This is a genomic window from Vibrio marisflavi CECT 7928 (assembly GCF_921294215.1).
GTDB lineage: Bacteria > Pseudomonadota > Gammaproteobacteria > Enterobacterales > Vibrionaceae > Vibrio > Vibrio marisflavi.
This window is the reverse complement of record NZ_CAKLDM010000002.1, coordinates 2,761,252-2,778,492: the sequence shown is the minus strand read 5'-3', so window position 1 is coordinate 2,778,492 and position 17,241 is coordinate 2,761,252. Positions and strand designations below refer to the sequence as shown.

At 42.4% G+C, this 17,241-nt stretch carries 20 protein-coding genes; 2 read left to right on the top strand and 18 right to left on the bottom strand.

Translation table 11 applies throughout. The features are described from left to right. Positions 1-2: 2 nt before the first annotated feature. The 9 genes from atpH to mnmG form a co-directional block, all read right to left on the bottom strand. Positions 3-536 carry a F0F1 ATP synthase subunit delta gene (atpH, locus tag L7A31_RS19545; protein ID WP_237363420.1) on the bottom strand — a complete coding sequence of 178 codons (534 nt, stop codon included), beginning with the start codon at positions 534-536 and terminating at the stop codon, positions 3-5. 14 nt (positions 537-550) lie between these two features. Further along, on the bottom strand, positions 551-1,021 hold the full coding sequence (gene atpF / locus L7A31_RS19540; RefSeq protein WP_237363419.1) for a F0F1 ATP synthase subunit B: 471 nt from the start codon (positions 1,019-1,021) through the stop codon (positions 551-553). A gap of 70 nt (positions 1,022-1,091) precedes the next feature. Further along, positions 1,092-1,349, bottom strand: a complete 258-nt coding sequence (gene atpE, locus L7A31_RS19535; RefSeq protein WP_237363418.1) for a F0F1 ATP synthase subunit C — start codon at positions 1,347-1,349, stop codon at positions 1,092-1,094. 59 nt (positions 1,350-1,408) lie between these two features. After that, positions 1,409-2,215, bottom strand: a complete 807-nt coding sequence (gene atpB / locus L7A31_RS19530) for a F0F1 ATP synthase subunit A (RefSeq protein ID WP_237363417.1) — start codon at positions 2,213-2,215, stop codon at positions 1,409-1,411. A gap of 8 nt (positions 2,216-2,223) precedes the next feature. Continuing rightward, on the bottom strand, positions 2,224-2,613 hold the full coding sequence (locus L7A31_RS19525; protein WP_237363416.1) for a F0F1 ATP synthase subunit I: 390 nt from the start codon (positions 2,611-2,613) through the stop codon (positions 2,224-2,226). Positions 2,614-2,811: 198 nt separating this feature from the next. Next, positions 2,812-3,699 (bottom strand): ParB/RepB/Spo0J family partition protein, encoded by an 888-nt coding sequence (locus L7A31_RS19520; protein WP_237363415.1) that lies wholly within the window; start codon positions 3,697-3,699, stop codon positions 2,812-2,814. Positions 3,700-3,727: 28 nt separating this feature from the next. Beyond that, a complete protein-coding gene (locus L7A31_RS19515; RefSeq protein ID WP_237363414.1) occupies positions 3,728-4,501 on the bottom strand; it encodes a ParA family protein in 774 nt (257 codons plus the stop codon). Positions 4,502-4,516: 15 nt separating this feature from the next. Then, the gene (rsmG, locus tag L7A31_RS19510; protein ID WP_237363413.1) at positions 4,517-5,149 is read right to left on the bottom strand and encodes a 16S rRNA (guanine(527)-N(7))-methyltransferase RsmG; all 633 of its coding nucleotides are present in this window, start codon (positions 5,147-5,149) and stop codon (positions 4,517-4,519) included. 4 nt (positions 5,150-5,153) lie between these two features. After that, a complete protein-coding gene (gene mnmG, locus L7A31_RS19505; protein WP_237363412.1) occupies positions 5,154-7,043 on the bottom strand; it encodes a tRNA uridine-5-carboxymethylaminomethyl(34) synthesis enzyme MnmG in 1,890 nt (629 codons plus the stop codon). 969 nt (positions 7,044-8,012) lie between these two features. On the opposite strand from mnmG, the gene L7A31_RS19500 reads away from it, so the two are divergent. After that, complete coding sequence (locus tag L7A31_RS19500; RefSeq protein WP_237363411.1) at positions 8,013-8,420, top strand: hypothetical protein; 408 nt, start codon at positions 8,013-8,015, stop codon at positions 8,418-8,420. A gap of 127 nt (positions 8,421-8,547) precedes the next feature. Here L7A31_RS19500 and mioC read toward each other — a convergent pair whose 3' ends face one another. From mioC to L7A31_RS19455, 9 genes are all read right to left on the bottom strand, one after another. Further along, positions 8,548-8,982, bottom strand: coding sequence for an FMN-binding protein MioC (gene mioC, locus L7A31_RS19495; protein WP_237363410.1), 435 nt, complete (start codon positions 8,980-8,982; stop codon positions 8,548-8,550). 50 nt (positions 8,983-9,032) lie between these two features. After that, positions 9,033-10,394 (bottom strand): tRNA uridine-5-carboxymethylaminomethyl(34) synthesis GTPase MnmE, encoded by a 1,362-nt coding sequence (mnmE, locus tag L7A31_RS19490; RefSeq protein WP_237363409.1) that lies wholly within the window; start codon positions 10,392-10,394, stop codon positions 9,033-9,035. A gap of 134 nt (positions 10,395-10,528) precedes the next feature. Further along, positions 10,529-12,178 (bottom strand): membrane protein insertase YidC, encoded by a 1,650-nt coding sequence (gene yidC, locus L7A31_RS19485; protein WP_237363408.1) that lies wholly within the window; start codon positions 12,176-12,178, stop codon positions 10,529-10,531. Between the two features lie 2 nt (positions 12,179-12,180). Further along, entirely contained in the window at positions 12,181-12,438 is a 258-nt protein-coding gene (yidD, locus tag L7A31_RS19480) for a membrane protein insertion efficiency factor YidD (RefSeq protein WP_237363407.1), read from the bottom strand. Beyond that, positions 12,405-12,728: a ribonuclease P protein component gene (gene rnpA / locus L7A31_RS19475; RefSeq protein WP_237363406.1), complete on the bottom strand. Its 324-nt coding sequence runs from the start codon at positions 12,726-12,728 to the stop codon at positions 12,405-12,407. The genes yidD and rnpA overlap by 34 nt, the downstream gene beginning before the upstream one ends. 46 nt (positions 12,729-12,774) lie before the next feature. Next, positions 12,775-12,909 carry a 50S ribosomal protein L34 gene (gene rpmH / locus L7A31_RS19470; RefSeq protein ID WP_006880025.1) on the bottom strand — a complete coding sequence of 45 codons (135 nt, stop codon included), beginning with the start codon at positions 12,907-12,909 and terminating at the stop codon, positions 12,775-12,777. Between the two features lie 209 nt (positions 12,910-13,118). Next, positions 13,119-13,856 carry an amino acid ABC transporter ATP-binding protein gene (locus L7A31_RS19465; protein WP_237363405.1) on the bottom strand — a complete coding sequence of 246 codons (738 nt, stop codon included), beginning with the start codon at positions 13,854-13,856 and terminating at the stop codon, positions 13,119-13,121. Next, positions 13,853-14,524 (bottom strand): amino acid ABC transporter permease, encoded by a 672-nt coding sequence (locus L7A31_RS19460; RefSeq protein WP_237363404.1) that lies wholly within the window; start codon positions 14,522-14,524, stop codon positions 13,853-13,855. The genes L7A31_RS19465 and L7A31_RS19460 overlap by 4 nt, the downstream gene beginning before the upstream one ends. 142 nt (positions 14,525-14,666) lie before the next feature. Beyond that, entirely contained in the window at positions 14,667-15,416 is a 750-nt protein-coding gene (locus tag L7A31_RS19455; protein ID WP_237363403.1) for an amino acid ABC transporter substrate-binding protein, read from the bottom strand. Between the two features lie 430 nt (positions 15,417-15,846). Between L7A31_RS19455 and dnaA the strand changes: the two genes are divergently transcribed. After that, positions 15,847-17,235 carry a chromosomal replication initiator protein DnaA gene (gene dnaA, locus L7A31_RS19450; RefSeq protein ID WP_237363402.1) on the top strand — a complete coding sequence of 463 codons (1,389 nt, stop codon included), beginning with the start codon at positions 15,847-15,849 and terminating at the stop codon, positions 17,233-17,235. Positions 17,236-17,241 lie beyond the last annotated feature (6 nt).

Sequence of the window (17,241 nt, the reverse complement as noted above, 5' to 3'; positions counted from 1 at the left end):
CATTAAGACATCAATGCATCACTCAGGCGAGTCAATCGACCGCGTGCTGAGTTATCAATGACTAGGTCTCCGGCTCGAATTATGACCCCAGCTATTAGGGCCGCATCTACACTGCAATTCAGCTGAATTTTGCGCTCAAGGCGCTCTGCCAATTTTTTGCTAATGTCGTCTTGTTGCTTTTTAGTGAGCTTAGTGGCGGAAATCACTTCCACGTCCACCTCTTGCTCATGCTCTCGTTTAAGAGTCATAAAAGCTTCAAATACTGCTGGAAGCGCCCTTAGGCGTCCATTTTCAGCCATCACTTTGAGAAAGTTTTGACCGTTAGCATCAAACTGTTCGCCACATACCGCGATAACAATTTCAGCAAGCTTCTCTGCAGAAACCGAACTGGTTAATAGTTCATGAATTTGTTCGTTGTTTGCGACTTCGGCTGCGAAAGCAAGCATTTGACTCCATTGGTCTAGCTGCTTGTTCTCAACCGCAAAATCGAAAGCTGCTTTAGCGTAGGGGCGTGCAATTGTTGTCAAGTCAGACATATTCGCCCCCTGATTTAAAGTTTTGCAGTAATGTTTTCAAGAATATCTTTGTGCGCGTCTTTATCGACCGAACGCTCAAGGATTTTCTCAGCACCGGCGATTGCCAGAGCAGCAACTTGTTTACGCAGATCATCTCTAGCTTTGATACGTTCAGCTTCAATCTCGGCTTCCGCCTGAGATAGGATGTTTTTACGCTCTTCCATCGCTTCATGGCGAGCTTCATCCAAAATTTGAGCTTTGCGTTTATTCGCTTGATCGATAACCTCTGTTGCCGTGCGCTTCGCTTCCTTCATTTGCTCGGAAGCGTTGGCTTGTGCCAGATCCAGATCTTTGGCTGCTCTGTCGGCAGCCAACAAACCATCAGCAATTTTTTTCTGGCGTTCTTCGATTGCTTGCATGATTGGTGGCCACACGTATTTCATGCAGAACCAAACAAACATAGCGAACGCGATTGCTTGACCTAGCAGAGTTGCATTCATATTCACAACGCTACCCCTTCCTCTGTTTAGACTTGGTGTTAATCAATGACAAACTTAGTTGCCTCAATCAGATAGATTAACCGCCTAGCTGACCAACGAATGGGTTTGCAAATGTAAATAGAAGCGCGATTACGATACCGATCATTGGAACCGCATCAAGTAGACCAGCGATGATGAACATCTTAACTTGTAGCATAGGAGCCATTTCTGGTTGACGAGCTGCACCTTCAAGGAATTTACCGCCTAAGATTGCGAAACCAATTGCTGTACCAAGAGCAGCTAAGCCTACGATAAGACCTACAGCAATAGCGGAATAGCTCAATAATATTTCCATTACTATCTCCAAAAATTTATAGTTGTTGGCTAAATTAAGTTAATTAAAATTTCAAAGTATTAATGATTATCTTCGTGTGCCATTGATAGGTAGACAATAGTCAACATCATGAACACAAACGATTGAATCAAAATGACTAGTATGTGGAAAATCGCCCACGGAAGTGAACCGACCCACTGTAGCCACCAAGGCAACATTGCCGCGATAAGAATGAATACCACCTCGCCCGCAAACATATTTCCGAATAAACGCATGCCTAGAGATAGAGGTTTCGCCAGTAAAGAAACCACTTCGATAAGCAGGTTAAACGGAATCATAATTGGGTGATTGAAAGGGTGGAGAGCCAGTTCTTTCGCAAAGCCCAAAGGACCTTTAACCTTAATGCTGTAGTAGAGCATCAAAGCAAAAACGCCCAGAGCCATTGCCATGGTGATATTTACGTCAGCTGTCGGAACAACCTTTAGGTAAGGGATTCCTGCTAGCTGTGCTGAGTACGGTAAGAAGTCGACTGGAACTAAGTCCATCAAATTCATTAAAAACACCCAGCAAAAGATAGTCAGAGCCAGTGGAGCTATCAATGGATTGCGTCCATGGAAAGTGTCTTTGACGTTCTGATCGACAAAGCCAACTACCATTTCAACGAAACATTGCAGCTTACCTGGTACATCTGATGTTGCTTTCTTAGCTACAGAGCGAAATACCCAAAGGAATAACACTCCGGTCAGCACTGAAAACACCAAACTATCAATATTCACGTTCCAGAAACTTGTTTCCTCCGCGACCAAACCTAACTTAGCTAAAGAAAGATTGGCGAGGTGGTGCTCAATGTATCCGGCCGATGTTAGCGCTTCACCTGGCGCAGCCATAACTCATCCTATTTCTTTTTGTTAACGAATAGCACTGGCGCTAAGAAGTTAATGCCTAAAGCCAGTGAATAGGTTAGTTGTAGGGGAACAAGGTCCACCTTCATATACATGTAGGCAACATAGAAGAGTGCAACAGTGATGAGGATTTTTAGCGCTTCGCCTGTATAGAAAGAAGCCGTGATAAGTTTTGCAGCACGAGCTCCACTAAACATAAAAGCACAGAATGCGAAAACGGCGTTGGCGACGACAAAAATCCCGCCACCAATCAGCGCTGAAACTCCCCATTCAGCATTTACTGCAATAGACATCCCTGCAGCCAGTACCATAACCGCGCCAGACTGGATCAGTAACAATTGCTTTGCAAGCTCTCGCCCAGGCCTAGCCAACGCAGCTACCATGTATTCTTACCTCTAAGTATTATTCTCAGCTATGAAAACTAATTTTTTTAAAATGCTAAGAAGTCGCGGAGATTATACGACCAGTTAAACTGAATGCAATAACAATAACGCATAAAGTTACAACTTTGTTTACAATCCGACAGTTTTAATACAAATACCTAGATTTGTTCATATATTGGTTAAAATGGATTATCTCACCTAGTTTTTGAGACGAGCTATTAGCGCTTCCAATTTGTGAGGCTCATCAACACTAATTGTCATTTTTGCACTTCCGGTCTTAGTTCTTGTAATTGAAACTTTTGCACCCAGAATTTCACTTAAATTTTGTGACAATTGATGTGTTTCTTCGTCTTGAGGAATGTTTTTCTCTTCAGATTGAGGAGAGAGGCATTTTTTTACCAAACGCTCGGTTTGGCGAACGGTCATACTTTTGTTTGCTACTTGCTGCGCAATGTCGCTTTGCTGCTCACCTTCAAGCATAAGTAGAGCCCGTGCATGGCCCATTTCAAGGTGCTTCTCCGCAACAAGAGATTTTACAGAATCTTCTAATTGATTCAGCCTAAGTAGGTTACTTACTGTAGCACGTGATTTACCTATTGCATCAGCAACTTGCTGGTGGGTAAGCGTGAATTCTCCTTGAAGTTTTTCTAGCGCTTGTGCTTCTTCAATAGCGTTCAAATCTTCGCGTTGAATATTTTCGATTAACGCCATTGCGATGGCAGCTCTATCTGCAACATTTTTGATTAAGCATGGTACAAGATACAAACCCGCTTGACGCGCAGCTCTCCAGCGACGTTCACCGGCAATTATTTCATATTGCCCTTCATCACCTTCAAGCTCTCGAACCACAATCGGTTGGATAATTCCTTGGGATTGAATCGATGTTGCCAGCTCTTCTAGAGCTTCTGGCGACATTTCCTTACGCGGCTGATAGGCACCTGGTCGTAAACAGGATATTTCCAACTCGGTCAACTCTCCATCTGATGACAAAGCCTGACTTTGTGTTGCAACTTGTTGTTTCTCACGAGCCAACGAGCTAGTTGCAAGCAGTGCATCTAGCCCTTTTCCTAAACCACGTTTAGACATTGAGTGATTCCTTTTTTATTGATATCAGTTAAGCAGGGACTTCTTCTCGACGAAGCATTTCTCCGGCAAGAGCAAGATACGCTTTGGAGCCAGCAGAGTATTTATCATAATACATGGCTGGTTTTCCGTGGCTAGGGGCTTCTGCTAAACGAACATTTCGTGGAATGACGGTACGATAGACTTTTGTGCCAAAATGCTTTTTGAGTTGATCGGACACTTCATTAGAAAGTCGATTCCTAGGATCGAACATGGTTCTCAGTAAACCTTCGATCTTAAGGTTTTCATTGACCACTGCTGCAAGTTTACTGATGGTATCCATTAATGCAGTTAGTCCTTCGAGCGCGAAGTACTCACATTGCATTGGCACTAGAACAGAGTCTGCAGCTGCCATTGCATTAATGGTTAAAAGGTTAAGTGATGGTGGGCAATCGATAAATATAAAATCGTATTCGTCTTTAACTGGCGCGAGTGCATTTTTTAATCTCACTTCACGGGCAAAGACTTCCATGAGTTTGATTTCTGCAGCAGTAACATCACCATTGGCAGCAATAAGATCGTAGTGACCAGATGTTTTTCTGCATACCACATCAGAAAATGGCGTATCTTCTACTAACAGATCATATGCAGTGGCATCCACTTGATACTTGTCGACACCGCTGGCCATCGTTGCATTGCCTTGTGGGTCGAGATCGATAACTAAAACTTTTCGCTTGGTTGCGGCCATCGATGCCGCTAGGTTAATACAAGTCGTTGTTTTACCTACGCCACCTTTCTGGTTGGCGATTGCTACTATTCTACCCACTGTTTTCCTCGCTATTTATCCCTTGCGCGATAAGACGACTAGATGACGTTCTCCCTCCAACTGCGGGACTGTTAGTACTTCAACACTATCGACGTGACACCAGTCTGGTAGTTGATTTAACTCATCTTGAGACAACTGACCTTTTAACGCGTAAAACTTCCCTGAACCTTGCTTAGGTAAATGATGGCACCACTCCACCATATCTGTCATGGATGCGAATGCTCTACTTAGAACACCATCAAACTTTTCTTCCGGTTCAAACTCTTCAACGCGACTTTGACTAGGGGTGACATTGGTCAATTTGAGCTCATGTACCACTTGCTTAATGAATCGAATACGTTTCCCTAAACTATCTAGAAGAAAAAACTCACAATCCGGATTCATTATTGCCAGAGGAATACCTGGTAAGCCTGGGCCAGTTCCTACATCGATAAAGCGCTGACCTTTTAAATGCTGACTCACAATAATACTATCAAGTATATGTTTAACTAACATGTCCTTTGGATCACGAACAGAAGTCAGGTTATAAGCCTTGTTCCATTTATCCAATAACGTCACATATCGCACAAGCTGATCAATTTGCAGTTCACTAACTGTTAACTCGGCTTGCTTTACTAACTGCTCTAACTTTACTCTCAATACTTCCATTATGCTACTTCGCCTTTTTCAACATGCCTTGCTTCTTGAGGTGAACAAGCAAAATAGAGATAGCGGCTGGTGTGACACCTGAAATACGAGACGCAATACCTATCGTTTCTGGTTTTGCTTCGCTCAACTTAGATACGACCTCGTTAGATAGACCTTTGACGTCTTGATAATCAAGATCTAAAGGCAGCTTAGTATTTTCATGACGAAGTGACTTTTCAATCTCATCTTGCTGACGTTGAATGTAACCTTCGTATTTCACCTGAATCTCTACTTGCTCAGCGGCTTGCTGATCATCTAGAGCTGGACCAAATGCGGCTAAAGAGGTGAGTTGCGCATAATCCATTTCTGGTCTGCGCAATAAATCTTCCCCACTTGCTTCACGAGAAATTGGTGTTTTTAGAATTGCATTCAGATCGTCAACACCTTCGGATTTAGGGTTGATCCAAATCTGTCCTAAGCGAGAGCGCTCTTTTTCCATATTCTCGACCTTCTCGTTGAATCGAGCCCAACGATGATCATCAACTAATCCAAGATCGCGAGCCGTTTCTGTCAGACGTAGATCCGCATTGTCTTCGCGCAGTAGTAGACGATATTCTGCACGTGATGTGAACATCCTGTATGGTTCTTTGGTACCCATTGTGGATAGATCGTCGATAAGCACACCCATGTAGGCTTGATCACGACGAGGGCTCCAACCTTCTTTTCCTTGGCTGTATAGGCTTGCATTCAAACCAGCCATTAAGCCTTGTGCTGCCGCTTCCTCATAGCCAGTAGTGCCATTTATCTGGCCAGCAAAGAATAAACCTTGGATAAATTTAGTTTCGTAGGTTTGCTTTAAATCTCTCGGATCAAAGAAATCATACTCAATCGCATAGCCAGGGCGCACAATGTGAGCATTCTCAAAACCTTTCATCGAACGAACAATGTCGACTTGAACATCGAAAGGTAAGCTGGTGGAGATACCGTTTGGATATAGCTCCGTCGTATCCAGCCCTTCTGGTTCAATAAATATCTGATGACTATTTTTGTCAGCGAACCTCATCACTTTGTCTTCGATTGAAGGGCAATACCTAGGGCCTATGCCTTCAATAACTCCAGCATACATCGGGCTTCTGTCTAGATTCGAACGAATAACATCATGCGTATTTTCGTTAGTATGGGTGATATAACAAGGAATCTGACGAGGGTGCTGATTGCGATTACCTAAAAATGAAAACACCGGGGCTGGATTATCTCCGTGTTGCACTTCCAACACAGAAAAATCAACACTCTTTGCGTCAATACGTGGTGGTGTGCCGGTTTTTAAACGATCAACTCTAAAAGGTAATTCTCTCAATCTATCAGCTAGAGCGATCGATGGTGGATCGCCTGCACGCCCTCCTGAGAAGTTTTCCATGCCAATATGGATCTTTCCACCCAGAAAAGTTCCAACAGTCAACACAACCGCTTGTGCATGGAATTTTAGCCCCATTTGAGTAACAACACCGATCACACGATCCTGCTCAACGATAAGATCATCTACAGATTGCTGGAACAACGTTAAGTTTGGTGTATTTTCCAGTGCGCTTCTAATGAATGCTTTGTATAGCGCTCTGTCTGCCTGAGCACGAGTTGCTCGAACCGCTGGGCCCTTTGAAGCGTTAAGAGTTCGAAACTGAATACCTGAATGATCAATGGCTTGAGCCATTATGCCGCCCAGTGCATCCACTTCTTTGACGAGGTGCCCTTTTCCGATCCCACCGATCGCTGGGTTACATGACATTTGACCCAGAGTGTCAATATTGTGCGTCAAGAGCAGGGTTTTTTGCCCTGTGCGTGCAGAAGCTAATGCGGCTTCTGTGCCAGCATGGCCACCACCAACAACAATGACATCAAATTTTTCATGAAAAAGCATAGGCTGACCTCAAAAATGTAACTCGTGTGATATGGACAGACAAAAGGAGACGTATTCTACCCTCTTTCAGCTTTCGAGAAAAACGATTTTGTGAGTTTTTCCTGATCCTCTAAAAGTAGTTAATTTATATAGATCTATATAGATCTTTTCTATTGGATCTATTATTAGGATCTCGGGTTTCTGTGGATAAGCGATAAATGATCAAGTAGATCATGATGTTTAGGAAGATCATAAAGTGTGTTGTTGTTCTGATCTTGACGAGGATTAGCTGGGATCAAAACTGGTAGTTATGCACAATAAATCGGGACGTTCAAAGTTATTATTGGGGTAACTATAGGTTAATAACCGAAAAGATCCAGATTTATCCACAGAGGGAATAGCTCTAGTTAAAACAAACTTTTCTGTGGATGGTCTGTGTTTCACAAGTCCCTGCTGACCTGTGAGTCGGCGCGGCAAAGTTCTTAGGTATCGTGGTTGTGACCTTTACACTTTTTAGTGGTTAGCTACATCAGGTACGGATAGTGAAATGGTAGGGAGCCTAGACCTCTTAGTTGGGTTAACACTATTTATGAAATATAGAAGACTATTTGTATTTCAATAACTCAGTATTATTTGTGCTAATTAACCATCTATCATTCTGTAATTAAAAGGAAAACATGGTTGAAGTTGTACTGGCATAATTATAATATCTGCAGTTCTTAACTGGCACTTGTTATGCGAAATATTAAATTAATTTAATATTTCAATTATGGATAGAGAAAGTTCCAATGGAGCTAATCCCATTTATATAGAAATATAATATCCACATACCATTTAAAGGAAAAATATTTATCTGTTCCTATTCGGTATATATTATATTACAACCTTTTCTCACCTAATATCTGTATATAGTCTTCTGCTTAAGTTAAGTTTGATATTTCTCGTTGTAATAATTATTTATAACGCTATTTGAATTATATGAGATCAAGTATGAAGAAACTCATCGCTTTAGGTATTGCAGCTTCTGTTGTAACACTTTCGGGTTGCTCGACTATGTTTAATAGTGGTAGCCAGACAATAGTTGCTACATCGCCTGACAAAAATGTTAACGTTGATGTGACGACAGCATCTTCAACCTACCAGACAACCTTGCCAACAACTATTGTCACTAACCCGTCTTCGACAAGAGATGTCACGATTAAGGTCAATGACAAGTGCTATAAGAATACTTCGGTAACCGTACATAAATCGGTCACGCCGTCATATTGGGCAAACATTTTAAATGGTTGGGGATTCCTGATCGACTACGCTACAGGTGATATGTGGAAATACGATAATCAGGTCTTAGTTCCAACTGAGAAAAAAGCCGATTGCGACACAGTAGCAAAAAATAACTAATCATTGTTTCTATTGCTCATTTTGACTTGTTACACAAGGCAAAATGCAAAAGATACAACTTATTAGAGCCTAACAGGAAGTTAGGCTCTATTTCGTTTAGTAGATAAAGAGTTGAATGGAGAGTGAACTAAAATAGCTCGATATTATTGTTTAGCCATTCTTCAGCTGCATCTTCTGGGACAGGGTGAGTCAGAACGTCAATAGTTAAACAGTCAGTCAATGGGGTAGCACTGGCTTGTTTAAGTATCTGATACGCATTTTTTCCGGCTGCACAAAATGTATCGTAACTTTTATCACCAATAGCAACGACAGCAAAATTCACTTTATCGAGAGCTGAAGAACTATTTTTCAACTCTTCAAAGAAAGGCTGGATATTATCGGGAAACTCTCCTGCTCCATGAGTTGAAGTGATCAAAAGCCAAGTGTCTTCTTTTGGGATCTCATTGAAGTCTGGATTATTATGGATCGTTATTTGTTTGCCATTTTCTTCCAGTAAGTCACCTAAGTGATCTCCAACATATTCTGCGCCACCCAAAGTACTGCCTGTAATAATATGGATCATAATGCTACCTAAATTTTATATTCACTATCTTTGTTGATGTTTGTAAATAGCTACTTACCGATACAGAAAGAAGAGAATATTCTTCCCAAAAGGTCATCTGAACTAAATTCACCAGTAATTTCATTTAAGTGCTGCTGAGCTATACGTAGCTCTTCAGCCAAGATTTCTCCGGCCATATAACCTTCAAGTTGTTGCTGGCCAATATCTAAATGTTCAGCTGCGCGAGCAAGAGCATCTAAATGGCGCCTTCTTGCCATAAAGCTGCCTTCATGGCCACCAGCAAAGCCCATACACTCTTTGAGATGGTTTCTAAGAGCTTCGACACCCTCTCCAGTTTTAGCAGACAGGCGAATAAGGGTAGGAGAGTTCACGTGACAAATGCCTAGGCTTTCACCTGTCTGATCGGCTTTGTTTCGAATTACAGTTATCCCAGCATCACTTGGTAACCTGTCGATAAACTCTGGCCAAATCTCTTTTGGATCGCAGGCATCTGTTGTGGTGCCATCAACCATAAATAGAATGCGATCGGCTTGCTCAATTTCTTCCCAAGCGCGCTCGATACCAATTCTTTCTACCGCATCGGAAGCATCGCGTAGACCGGCGGTGTCAATAATATGCAGTGGCATACCATCAATGTGAATGTGCTCTCGCAATACATCACGTGTGGTGCCCGCTATTTCCGTAACGATAGCCGACTCTTTACCAGAAAGCGCATTCAATAAACTAGATTTGCCGGCATTTGGTCTGCCTGCAATAACGACTTTCATGCCTTCACGCATGATTGCGCCTTGATTGGCTTCTTTGCGTACTAAATTGAGTTGGTCGATGATAGCTTGCAGATCACCAGATACTTTACCGTCAGCGAGAAAGTCAATTTCTTCTTCTGGGAAGTCAATGGCAGCTTCTACATAAATGCGTAGGTGAATTAATGATTCAACCAGAGTTTGAATACGCTTTGAAAACTGGCCTTGCAGTGAGTGTAGGGCTGATTTTGCTGCCTCTTCAGAGCTGGCATCAATTAGGTCCGCAATAGCTTCAGCTTGAGCTAGGTCCATTTTATCGTTTAAAAAAGCTCGTTCTGAAAACTCGCCAGGCCTGGCAGCTCTCACACCAGATATACCTAGAATACGCTTTATCAGCATATCCATAACAACTGGCCCACCGTGGCCCTGAAGCTCTAGGACGTCTTCACCTGTGAATGAGTGCGGATTTGGAAAGTACAGGGCAATACCTTGGTCTAATGCTAAGCCACTCTCATCTTGGAATGCTAGATACTCTGCATAGCGAGGCTTGAGCTCTTTTCCTGTTACTTCGAGTGCTACCTGCTTTGCCTTCGGTCCTGATACTCGGATAATTCCAACACCACCTCGGCCCGTTGCGGTTGCTTGAGCTACGATAGTTTCAGTTGTCATAACAATGCCTACTTTAAATAGCGATTTGCGTTGATGAATGATAAACGCACAGCTTGTTGTCTAAATTAGCTGAATTGTAATCAGCAAATACAAAAAAGGCGACCTTTGGCCGCCTTTTAACTCAGTGGTTATCGTTAACTCTTGGCTTTTTTACTGTGTAAGCCTTTTTTCTCCAGCTGACGATAAATCAAAGTCTGCTGAATTAGAGTAACAATGTTCGATACTAACCAATATAGAACTAGACCTGATGGGAAGAACACGAAGAATACTGTAAAGCCGACAGGCATAAACATCATGATCTTCTGTTGCATTGGGTCTGTCACTGTCGTTGGACTCATCTTCTGGATGAAGAACATACTGATACCCATTAATACAGGTAGGATATAGTATGGGTCAGCCGCTGATAAATCGTGAATCCAACCAAAGAATGGCGCGTGACGTAGCTCTACAGAGCCCATTAACGCCCAGTATAGTGCTAGGAAGATAGGCATCTGTAGTACGATAGGGAAGCAACCACCGAGAGGGTTAACTTTCTCTTTCTTATACAGCTCCATCATTTCTTGGCTCATACGTTGGCGATCGTCACCGATGCGCTCTTTCATCGCCTGAATCTTCGGCTGAAGCATACGCATTTTAGCCATTGAGGTGTACTGCGCTTTTGTTAGCGGGTACATCGCACCACGAACCAAGAAGGTTAGTAGGATGATTGCAATACCCCAGTTACCAACGAAACCATGGATGAACGCTAGCAATGAGTGAAGAGGTTTTGCGATAAACCATAACCAACCGTAGTCAACAACTAGGTCTAAGTTTGGAGCAACGGCTGCCATCTTGTTTTGTAGCTGTGGACCAACCCATAGCGTTGCATCAAAGATAGCTTGTTGGCCATTTGCGATAGTTTTGTTTGGTAAGCGAACACCAATGTCAGCAAAGTTACCTACAGTGCGGCTATAGATATCAGTGCCAGCAGCATTACGTGGGACCCAAGCTGTTGCAAAGTATTGTTGAATCATTGCTACCCAACCTTGACCATCTTTTAGATCAATAGATAGGTTGCTTGATTTCATGTCCTTGAAGCTGTATTTCTCGTAGCGTTTGTCTGATGTTGAATATGCAGCACCGTTATAAGCGTGCTCAGTGAGGCCGCCGCTCTTATGGTTAGCAATATTCTTACGCAGGTGAGCATACATACCTAAAGTAGCATTTTTACCTGATTCGTTTTTCACATCATATTGAACGTTAACAGCGTAGCTGCCGCGTTTTAGGATATATGTTTTAGTGTAAGTAATGCCGTCTTTAGTAAACGTCATTGGTACACGTAGTTCATCTTGGCCATTGGCTAAAGTGAAGCTATCAGCACTGACTTTGTAATCTGGACGATCTGAAGTGCTTAAGTCGATACCTTGTGGGCCAACTAAGCCACTTTGTGCGATGTACTGTTTACCTGGCTTATCTTCAAGTAGTACAAACGGCGATTTTGACTTTAACGTAGCATCGTACTTGTTTAGATCAGCGTTGATAACGTCGCCGCCCATAGTATCGATAGTCAAAGTTAATACGTCAGTTTTAACTTGAATAGTTTTCCCAGTGCTCTGGTGTTGTTGAGCAGGAACGGGGTCCAACGCGTTAGTACCCGTGGTCGTTGGTGGCAAACTGCTTTTTGATGCTGTCTGCTCAACCGCATGTGTTTGTGGTGCTGGGTTCTTCTCTTTTTGCCATTGCGAGTAAAGCAAAAAAGAAACCAGAGCCAAGGCGATTAACAGGAAATTACGTTGAGAATCCATTGTTATTTATCTCGGTTTTGTTTCTGGGCAGGAGGGACTGGGTCGAATCCTCCTTCGTTCAAAGGGTGGCATTTTAATAAACGTTTACCTGATAACCAACACCCTTTTACAAAACCGTGAGCTTTCAACGCTTCTATGGCATATCGAGAACAGGTTGGTGTAAATCTACAACGTGGGCCAATTAGCGGACTGATGAGCCATCTATACAGATAGACTAGTCCAATGGCTAACCGCGCGAGGGGCGAGACAGGCGATGCCATAATTTATCAAATAACCTAAACACTTCCTCATTGCTCAAACTTTGCGCGCTTTTCTTTGCAATTACAACAAAATCTTTACTAGGAAGTTCATGTTGTTTGTTACGAAAACTTTCGCGTGCAATTCGCTTAAACCTATTTCGGCCAACAGCAGTTTTAATCTGTTTTTTAGGTACAGCTAAGCCCAATCTTGGATGATTAAGTGTGTTATTGCGAGCGATGATAGTGAAGTGAGGCGAGCCAGCTCGATGAGCTTGCTGAAAGACATTTTGATAATGCTCGGGAGTTAACAAACGTAACTCCCGATTGAACGCGTGTGTATTCAAAATAATTCAGTGATTATTTTGATAGGCGCGCACGGCCTTTTGCACGACGTGCATTGATAACCTTACGGCCGTTCTTAGTAGCCATGCGAGCACGGAAACCGTGAGTACGCTTGCGCTTTAGAACTGAAGGTTGAAAAGTGCGTTTCATGTTTATTACCTTACTGATCAGTAGTTTTAGGTTCTAAGTTAACCCGGCGTGGGATTATATTCATCCAGCTATTAAAGATAGACGATTTCCGACGCCTCTCAACAAAGAGGCGGAATTGTAATCACTGTCACTTAATGTGTCAATGAACAAATTCCAGCCGGGGGGATTATACGAAGTAGAAACAAAATCTCAAGGATCTTTCGCGATCTTTATATTGTTCCCACTTTTCGTAAAAATCGTTTCAACCGATCATCCTGTGGATTAGAAAATATATCCTGTGGATGACCTTGTTCGACGATATTACCATCGGCCATAAAGATCACTCTATCAGCAACCTCTTTAGCAAATTGCATCTCGTGGGTAACGACAAGCATAGTTTGATGATCTTTAGCGAGTTCCTTCATTAACGCTAAAACTTCTCCCACCCATTCTGGATCGAGAGCTGATGTTGGTTCATCAAATAGAAGTAACTCTGGAGATAGGGCCATTGCACGTCCAATACCTACACGTTGCTGTTGGCCACCTGAAAGTGAAATAGGGTAACTGTCAGCTTTGTCGCCAAGGCCTATATCCTTGAGAATTTCAATGGCGCGATCGTATGCCTGCTGTTTTTTCCAGCCACGAACGGTAATCAGTCCTTCTGCGATGTTTTGCTTTGCTGTCATATGAGCAAATAGGGCGTAGTTTTGAAAGACAAACCCGGTCTTTTTTCTTAGTGCGCGAACTTCAGAGCCAGAATGCTTCTGAGTGTCGACGGTCAGGCCATCAATCGATATAGAGCCTTGATTGGCATTCTCTAAAAAATTGATGCATCGAAGCAATGTGGACTTTCCTGTACCACTTGAACCAATAATGACGACAATTTCACCTTTCTTTATTGAGAGATCAATGCCTTTTAAGACTTCACTGTCGCCGAATGATTTATGTATATCTTTTATTTCGATCATTTTGTATACGCCTTATCCAGTTTAGCCTCAACTAAGGTTTGCATTCGAGTGAGCAGAACAACAACGGCCCAATAAATAAGCGCTGCCGCTGTAAAAGATTCGAAAAAGCGAAAGCTGGAAGAAGCTTCCATTTGAGCTTTTGCCATTACTTCTGCCACACCTAACGTGAAGGCCAGCGACGTCGACTTAATCAAATCAATGTAATAGTTCATCAAAGAAGGGAAGGCGATGCGTGTTGCTTGCGGCAAAATGATCCGACGCATTGCTTGTGGGGTAGTCATGCCGACAGAGAGACTGGCTTCCATTTGACTTTTGTCTATGCCGAGAATGGCAGCGCGAACCGTTTCAGCCATATAAGCAGCGTAGTGAAGGCTTAAGCCAAATACTGCAGCATTGAATGCGCTCATTCCTTCGAAAAAAGGTACGACTTGCGGCAGACCGAAGTAGAAAAGAAACAGTTGAACCAGCAAAGGTGTACCGCGAAAGAAACTGATATAAAGTTGGCTTATCTGATCTAGCAACGGAATTTTGAATATGCGGATATTTGCGATAAGTACCGACAAGACAAGAGCAAATGCCATAGCAAGTGTCGCCATTTTCATTGTGACACCAAGATACTTAAACAGTATTGGCAAAAGCCCAATCATATATTGAAAATCAAAGCCCATAACGTCATCCAAAAAAGAAAGTAAAACCCACTACCAATAAAAGTAGTGGGTAAAAAATAAAACGTAGTTGTTATACACTCTTTAGCTAGAGGTGAAGCAGTGTCCGCTACTCTTTAAGAAAGTGTCATTCGTAAGCGAGCACTTACTCTTTAGTAATGTCCGTACCAAACCATTTCTCTGAAATTTGCGCTAACGTGCCATCTTTTCTCATTGCAGCTAAAGCTTGGTTAACCTGATCGCGTAGCTTTTTACCTTTGGCATCATTCACAAAAGGCCAAGCATTCTCAATCGTTGCGAATGGCTTACCTGCAAGTTTCAAAGGAAGGCCTGTTTTCTTAATTAGTTGTACTACTGACAGACGATCCATAACAAAAGCGTCAGTTGCACCTATGAGTACAGACTGCTCGATACCTGTATCAAATGTTTTAATATTGAACTGATCATTTTTGTCGTGCTGGCGAAGTAGTTGTTCAAAGTTTGACCCAAGATTTACCGCAACTGTTTTACCTTTCAGATCATCAATACCATGGATTGTGTTGTTTGACTTCTTCACTGCCAACTGAGCACCATCTATAACGTATGGATTGGCGAACAAGTATTTTGCCTTTCTTGCTGGGGTTACAGTGATTTGGTTTGAGATAGTGTCAATATGACCTGTCTCTAATAAGCCAAACAAACCAGAGAAGTTCGCAGTGACAAATTCCACTTTATAGTGTTCACGTTTACCTATCTCTTTCCACAAATCCACTTCGAAGCCTTGCAACTTGTCATTCTTAACGAAGGTAAATGGGAAATAGCGGCCAGACATGCCTACTTTAACCACAGTTTCTGCTTGAACGCTGGTGACGGATAGTGCAACTATCGCCAGTAAAACTTTTATCCAGTGTTTCATATTGTCACTCCTCAATAATTAGGTGGGCGATACTACATTCTATATAGTTCGCTTAATAAATAATGTTCAGCAATAACCTAGATCTTTAAGGTATAAAGGCATTGAGGGTAAGATCACCATTGTTATTAAATCAATTAGATAAGCGCTTCAGAGGCCACCTAGTAGAGTGTCAGTTTCATCAATAGGGAAAACAATAATCCACAAAGTTATCACCAATTGCAGGATCTTGCTTTTGGTGTCTAATTGCTAAAAATGTGGATCAATGTGTGAGTAATTTCAGTGTGAGCTGTGCGGATCTCGTAAAAACTGCGAAAAAATTGTGAATAAGTTAGATCTTATTCACTGCAACGCTGATCATTTGCTGGCGATCTTGTTTATCAACAGGTAAAATTAACGGTCTTTCCTGATCATTTTATCTCGTGGGGGCACCGTGTCATCTTCGCTTTGGTTGCAATGTATGCAACAACTTCAAGAAGAGCTACCAGCTACAGAATTCAGTATGTGGGTTCGTCCGTTACAAGCGGAGATTAATGACAATACGTTGACTTTATTTGCTCCAAACCGTTTTGTATTAGATTGGGTTCGCGATAAATACATCAATAGTATTAACCGATTACTGCAAGAGTATTGCGGTAATGACATTCCTAGCCTGCGTTTCGAAGTCGGCAGTAAGCCAGTTGTAGCGCCAAAACCAGCACCAGTGAGAACAAAAGCTGATTTAGCGGCTGAATCTTCAGCACCTGCGCAATTACAGAAAACGTGGGATGATGAAGCAAGCGCGATTGCCAATATCAACCACCGTTCTAACGTAAACCCTAAACATAAGTTTAATAACTTTGTTGAAGGTAAGTCGAACCAACTGGGTTTAGCGGCTGCTCGTCAGGTAGCGGATAATCCAGGAGCGGCATATAACCCTCTATTTTTATATGGTGGTACGGGCTTAGGTAAAACGCACTTATTGCACGCGGTCGGTAATGCGATTGTTGATAACAAGCCAAATGCGAAAGTTGTGTACATGCACTCTGAGCGTTTCGTGCAAGATATGGTTAAAGCGCTACAAAATAACGCAATTGAAGAGTTTAAACGTTACTATCGCAGTGTTGATGCGCTTCTTATCGATGATATTCAATTCTTTGCCAATAAAGAGCGTTCTCAAGAAGAGTTCTTTCATACATTTAACGCGCTGCTTGAAGGCAATCAGCAAATTATCTTAACGTCTGACCGCTATCCAAAAGAAATCAGCGGTGTTGAAGATAGATTGAAATCTCGTTTTGGTTGGGGCCTAACCGTCGCGATAGAACCACCAGAGCTAGAAACTCGCGTGGCAATCTTGATGAAAAAGGCGGAAGACCACCAGATCAATCTTGCTGATGAAGTCGCATTCTTTATTGCTAAACGCTTGCGCTCTAATGTTCGTGAGTTGGAAGGCGCGCTAAACCGCGTTATTGCAAATGCGAACTTCACTGGTCGTCCAATTACTATCGATTTTGTTCGAGAAGCACTGCGTGACTTGCTTGCCTTGCAAGAAAAATTAGTCACTATCGATAATATCCAGAAAACCGTCGCAGAATACTATAAAATCAAAGTGGCAGATCTGTTATCAAAACGTCGTTCACGTTCTGTTGCACGTCCTCGTCAATTAGCGATGGCTCTCTCGAAAGAGCTAACTAACCACAGCTTGCCTGAAATTGGTGATGCGTTTGGTGGGCGTGACCACACGACAGTGCTACATGCTTGTCGTAAAATAGAACAGTTGCGTGAAGAGAGTCACGATATCAAGGAAGATTACTCGAACCTGATTCGTACTCTTTCTTCCTAAGTCTGC

What these genes read in the sequence shown, in the direction of transcription:
- atpH (WP_237363420.1), bottom strand. Translation starts at nt 536, where the DNA reads ATGTCTGACTTGACAACAATTGCACGCCCCTACGCTAAAGCAGCTTTC.
- atpE (WP_237363418.1), bottom strand. Translation starts at nt 1,349, where the DNA reads ATGGAAATATTATTGAGCTATTCCGCTATTGCTGTAGGTCTTATCGTA.
- atpB (WP_237363417.1), bottom strand. Translation starts at nt 2,215, where the DNA reads ATGGCTGCGCCAGGTGAAGCGCTAACATCGGCCGGATACATTGAGCAC.
- L7A31_RS19525 (WP_237363416.1), bottom strand. Translation starts at nt 2,613, where the DNA reads ATGGTAGCTGCGTTGGCTAGGCCTGGGCGAGAGCTTGCAAAGCAATTG.
- L7A31_RS19520 (WP_237363415.1), bottom strand. Translation starts at nt 3,699, where the DNA reads ATGTCTAAACGTGGTTTAGGAAAAGGGCTAGATGCACTGCTTGCAACT.
- rsmG (WP_237363413.1), bottom strand. Translation starts at nt 5,149, where the DNA reads ATGGAAGTATTGAGAGTAAAGTTAGAGCAGTTAGTAAAGCAAGCCGAG.
- mnmG (WP_237363412.1), bottom strand. Translation starts at nt 7,043, where the DNA reads ATGCTTTTTCATGAAAAATTTGATGTCATTGTTGTTGGTGGTGGCCAT.
- L7A31_RS19500 (WP_237363411.1), top strand. Translation starts at nt 8,013, where the DNA reads ATGAAGAAACTCATCGCTTTAGGTATTGCAGCTTCTGTTGTAACACTT.
- mioC (WP_237363410.1), bottom strand. Translation starts at nt 8,982, where the DNA reads ATGATCCATATTATTACAGGCAGTACTTTGGGTGGCGCAGAATATGTT.
- mnmE (WP_237363409.1), bottom strand. Translation starts at nt 10,394, where the DNA reads ATGACAACTGAAACTATCGTAGCTCAAGCAACCGCAACGGGCCGAGGT.
- yidC (WP_237363408.1), bottom strand. Translation starts at nt 12,178, where the DNA reads ATGGATTCTCAACGTAATTTCCTGTTAATCGCCTTGGCTCTGGTTTCT.
- yidD (WP_237363407.1), bottom strand. Translation starts at nt 12,438, where the DNA reads ATGGCATCGCCTGTCTCGCCCCTCGCGCGGTTAGCCATTGGACTAGTC.
- rpmH (WP_006880025.1), bottom strand. Translation starts at nt 12,909, where the DNA reads ATGAAACGCACTTTTCAACCTTCAGTTCTAAAGCGCAAGCGTACTCAC.
- L7A31_RS19465 (WP_237363405.1), bottom strand. Translation starts at nt 13,856, where the DNA reads ATGATCGAAATAAAAGATATACATAAATCATTCGGCGACAGTGAAGTC.
- L7A31_RS19460 (WP_237363404.1), bottom strand. Translation starts at nt 14,524, where the DNA reads ATGGGCTTTGATTTTCAATATATGATTGGGCTTTTGCCAATACTGTTT.
- L7A31_RS19455 (WP_237363403.1), bottom strand. Translation starts at nt 15,416, where the DNA reads ATGAAACACTGGATAAAAGTTTTACTGGCGATAGTTGCACTATCCGTC.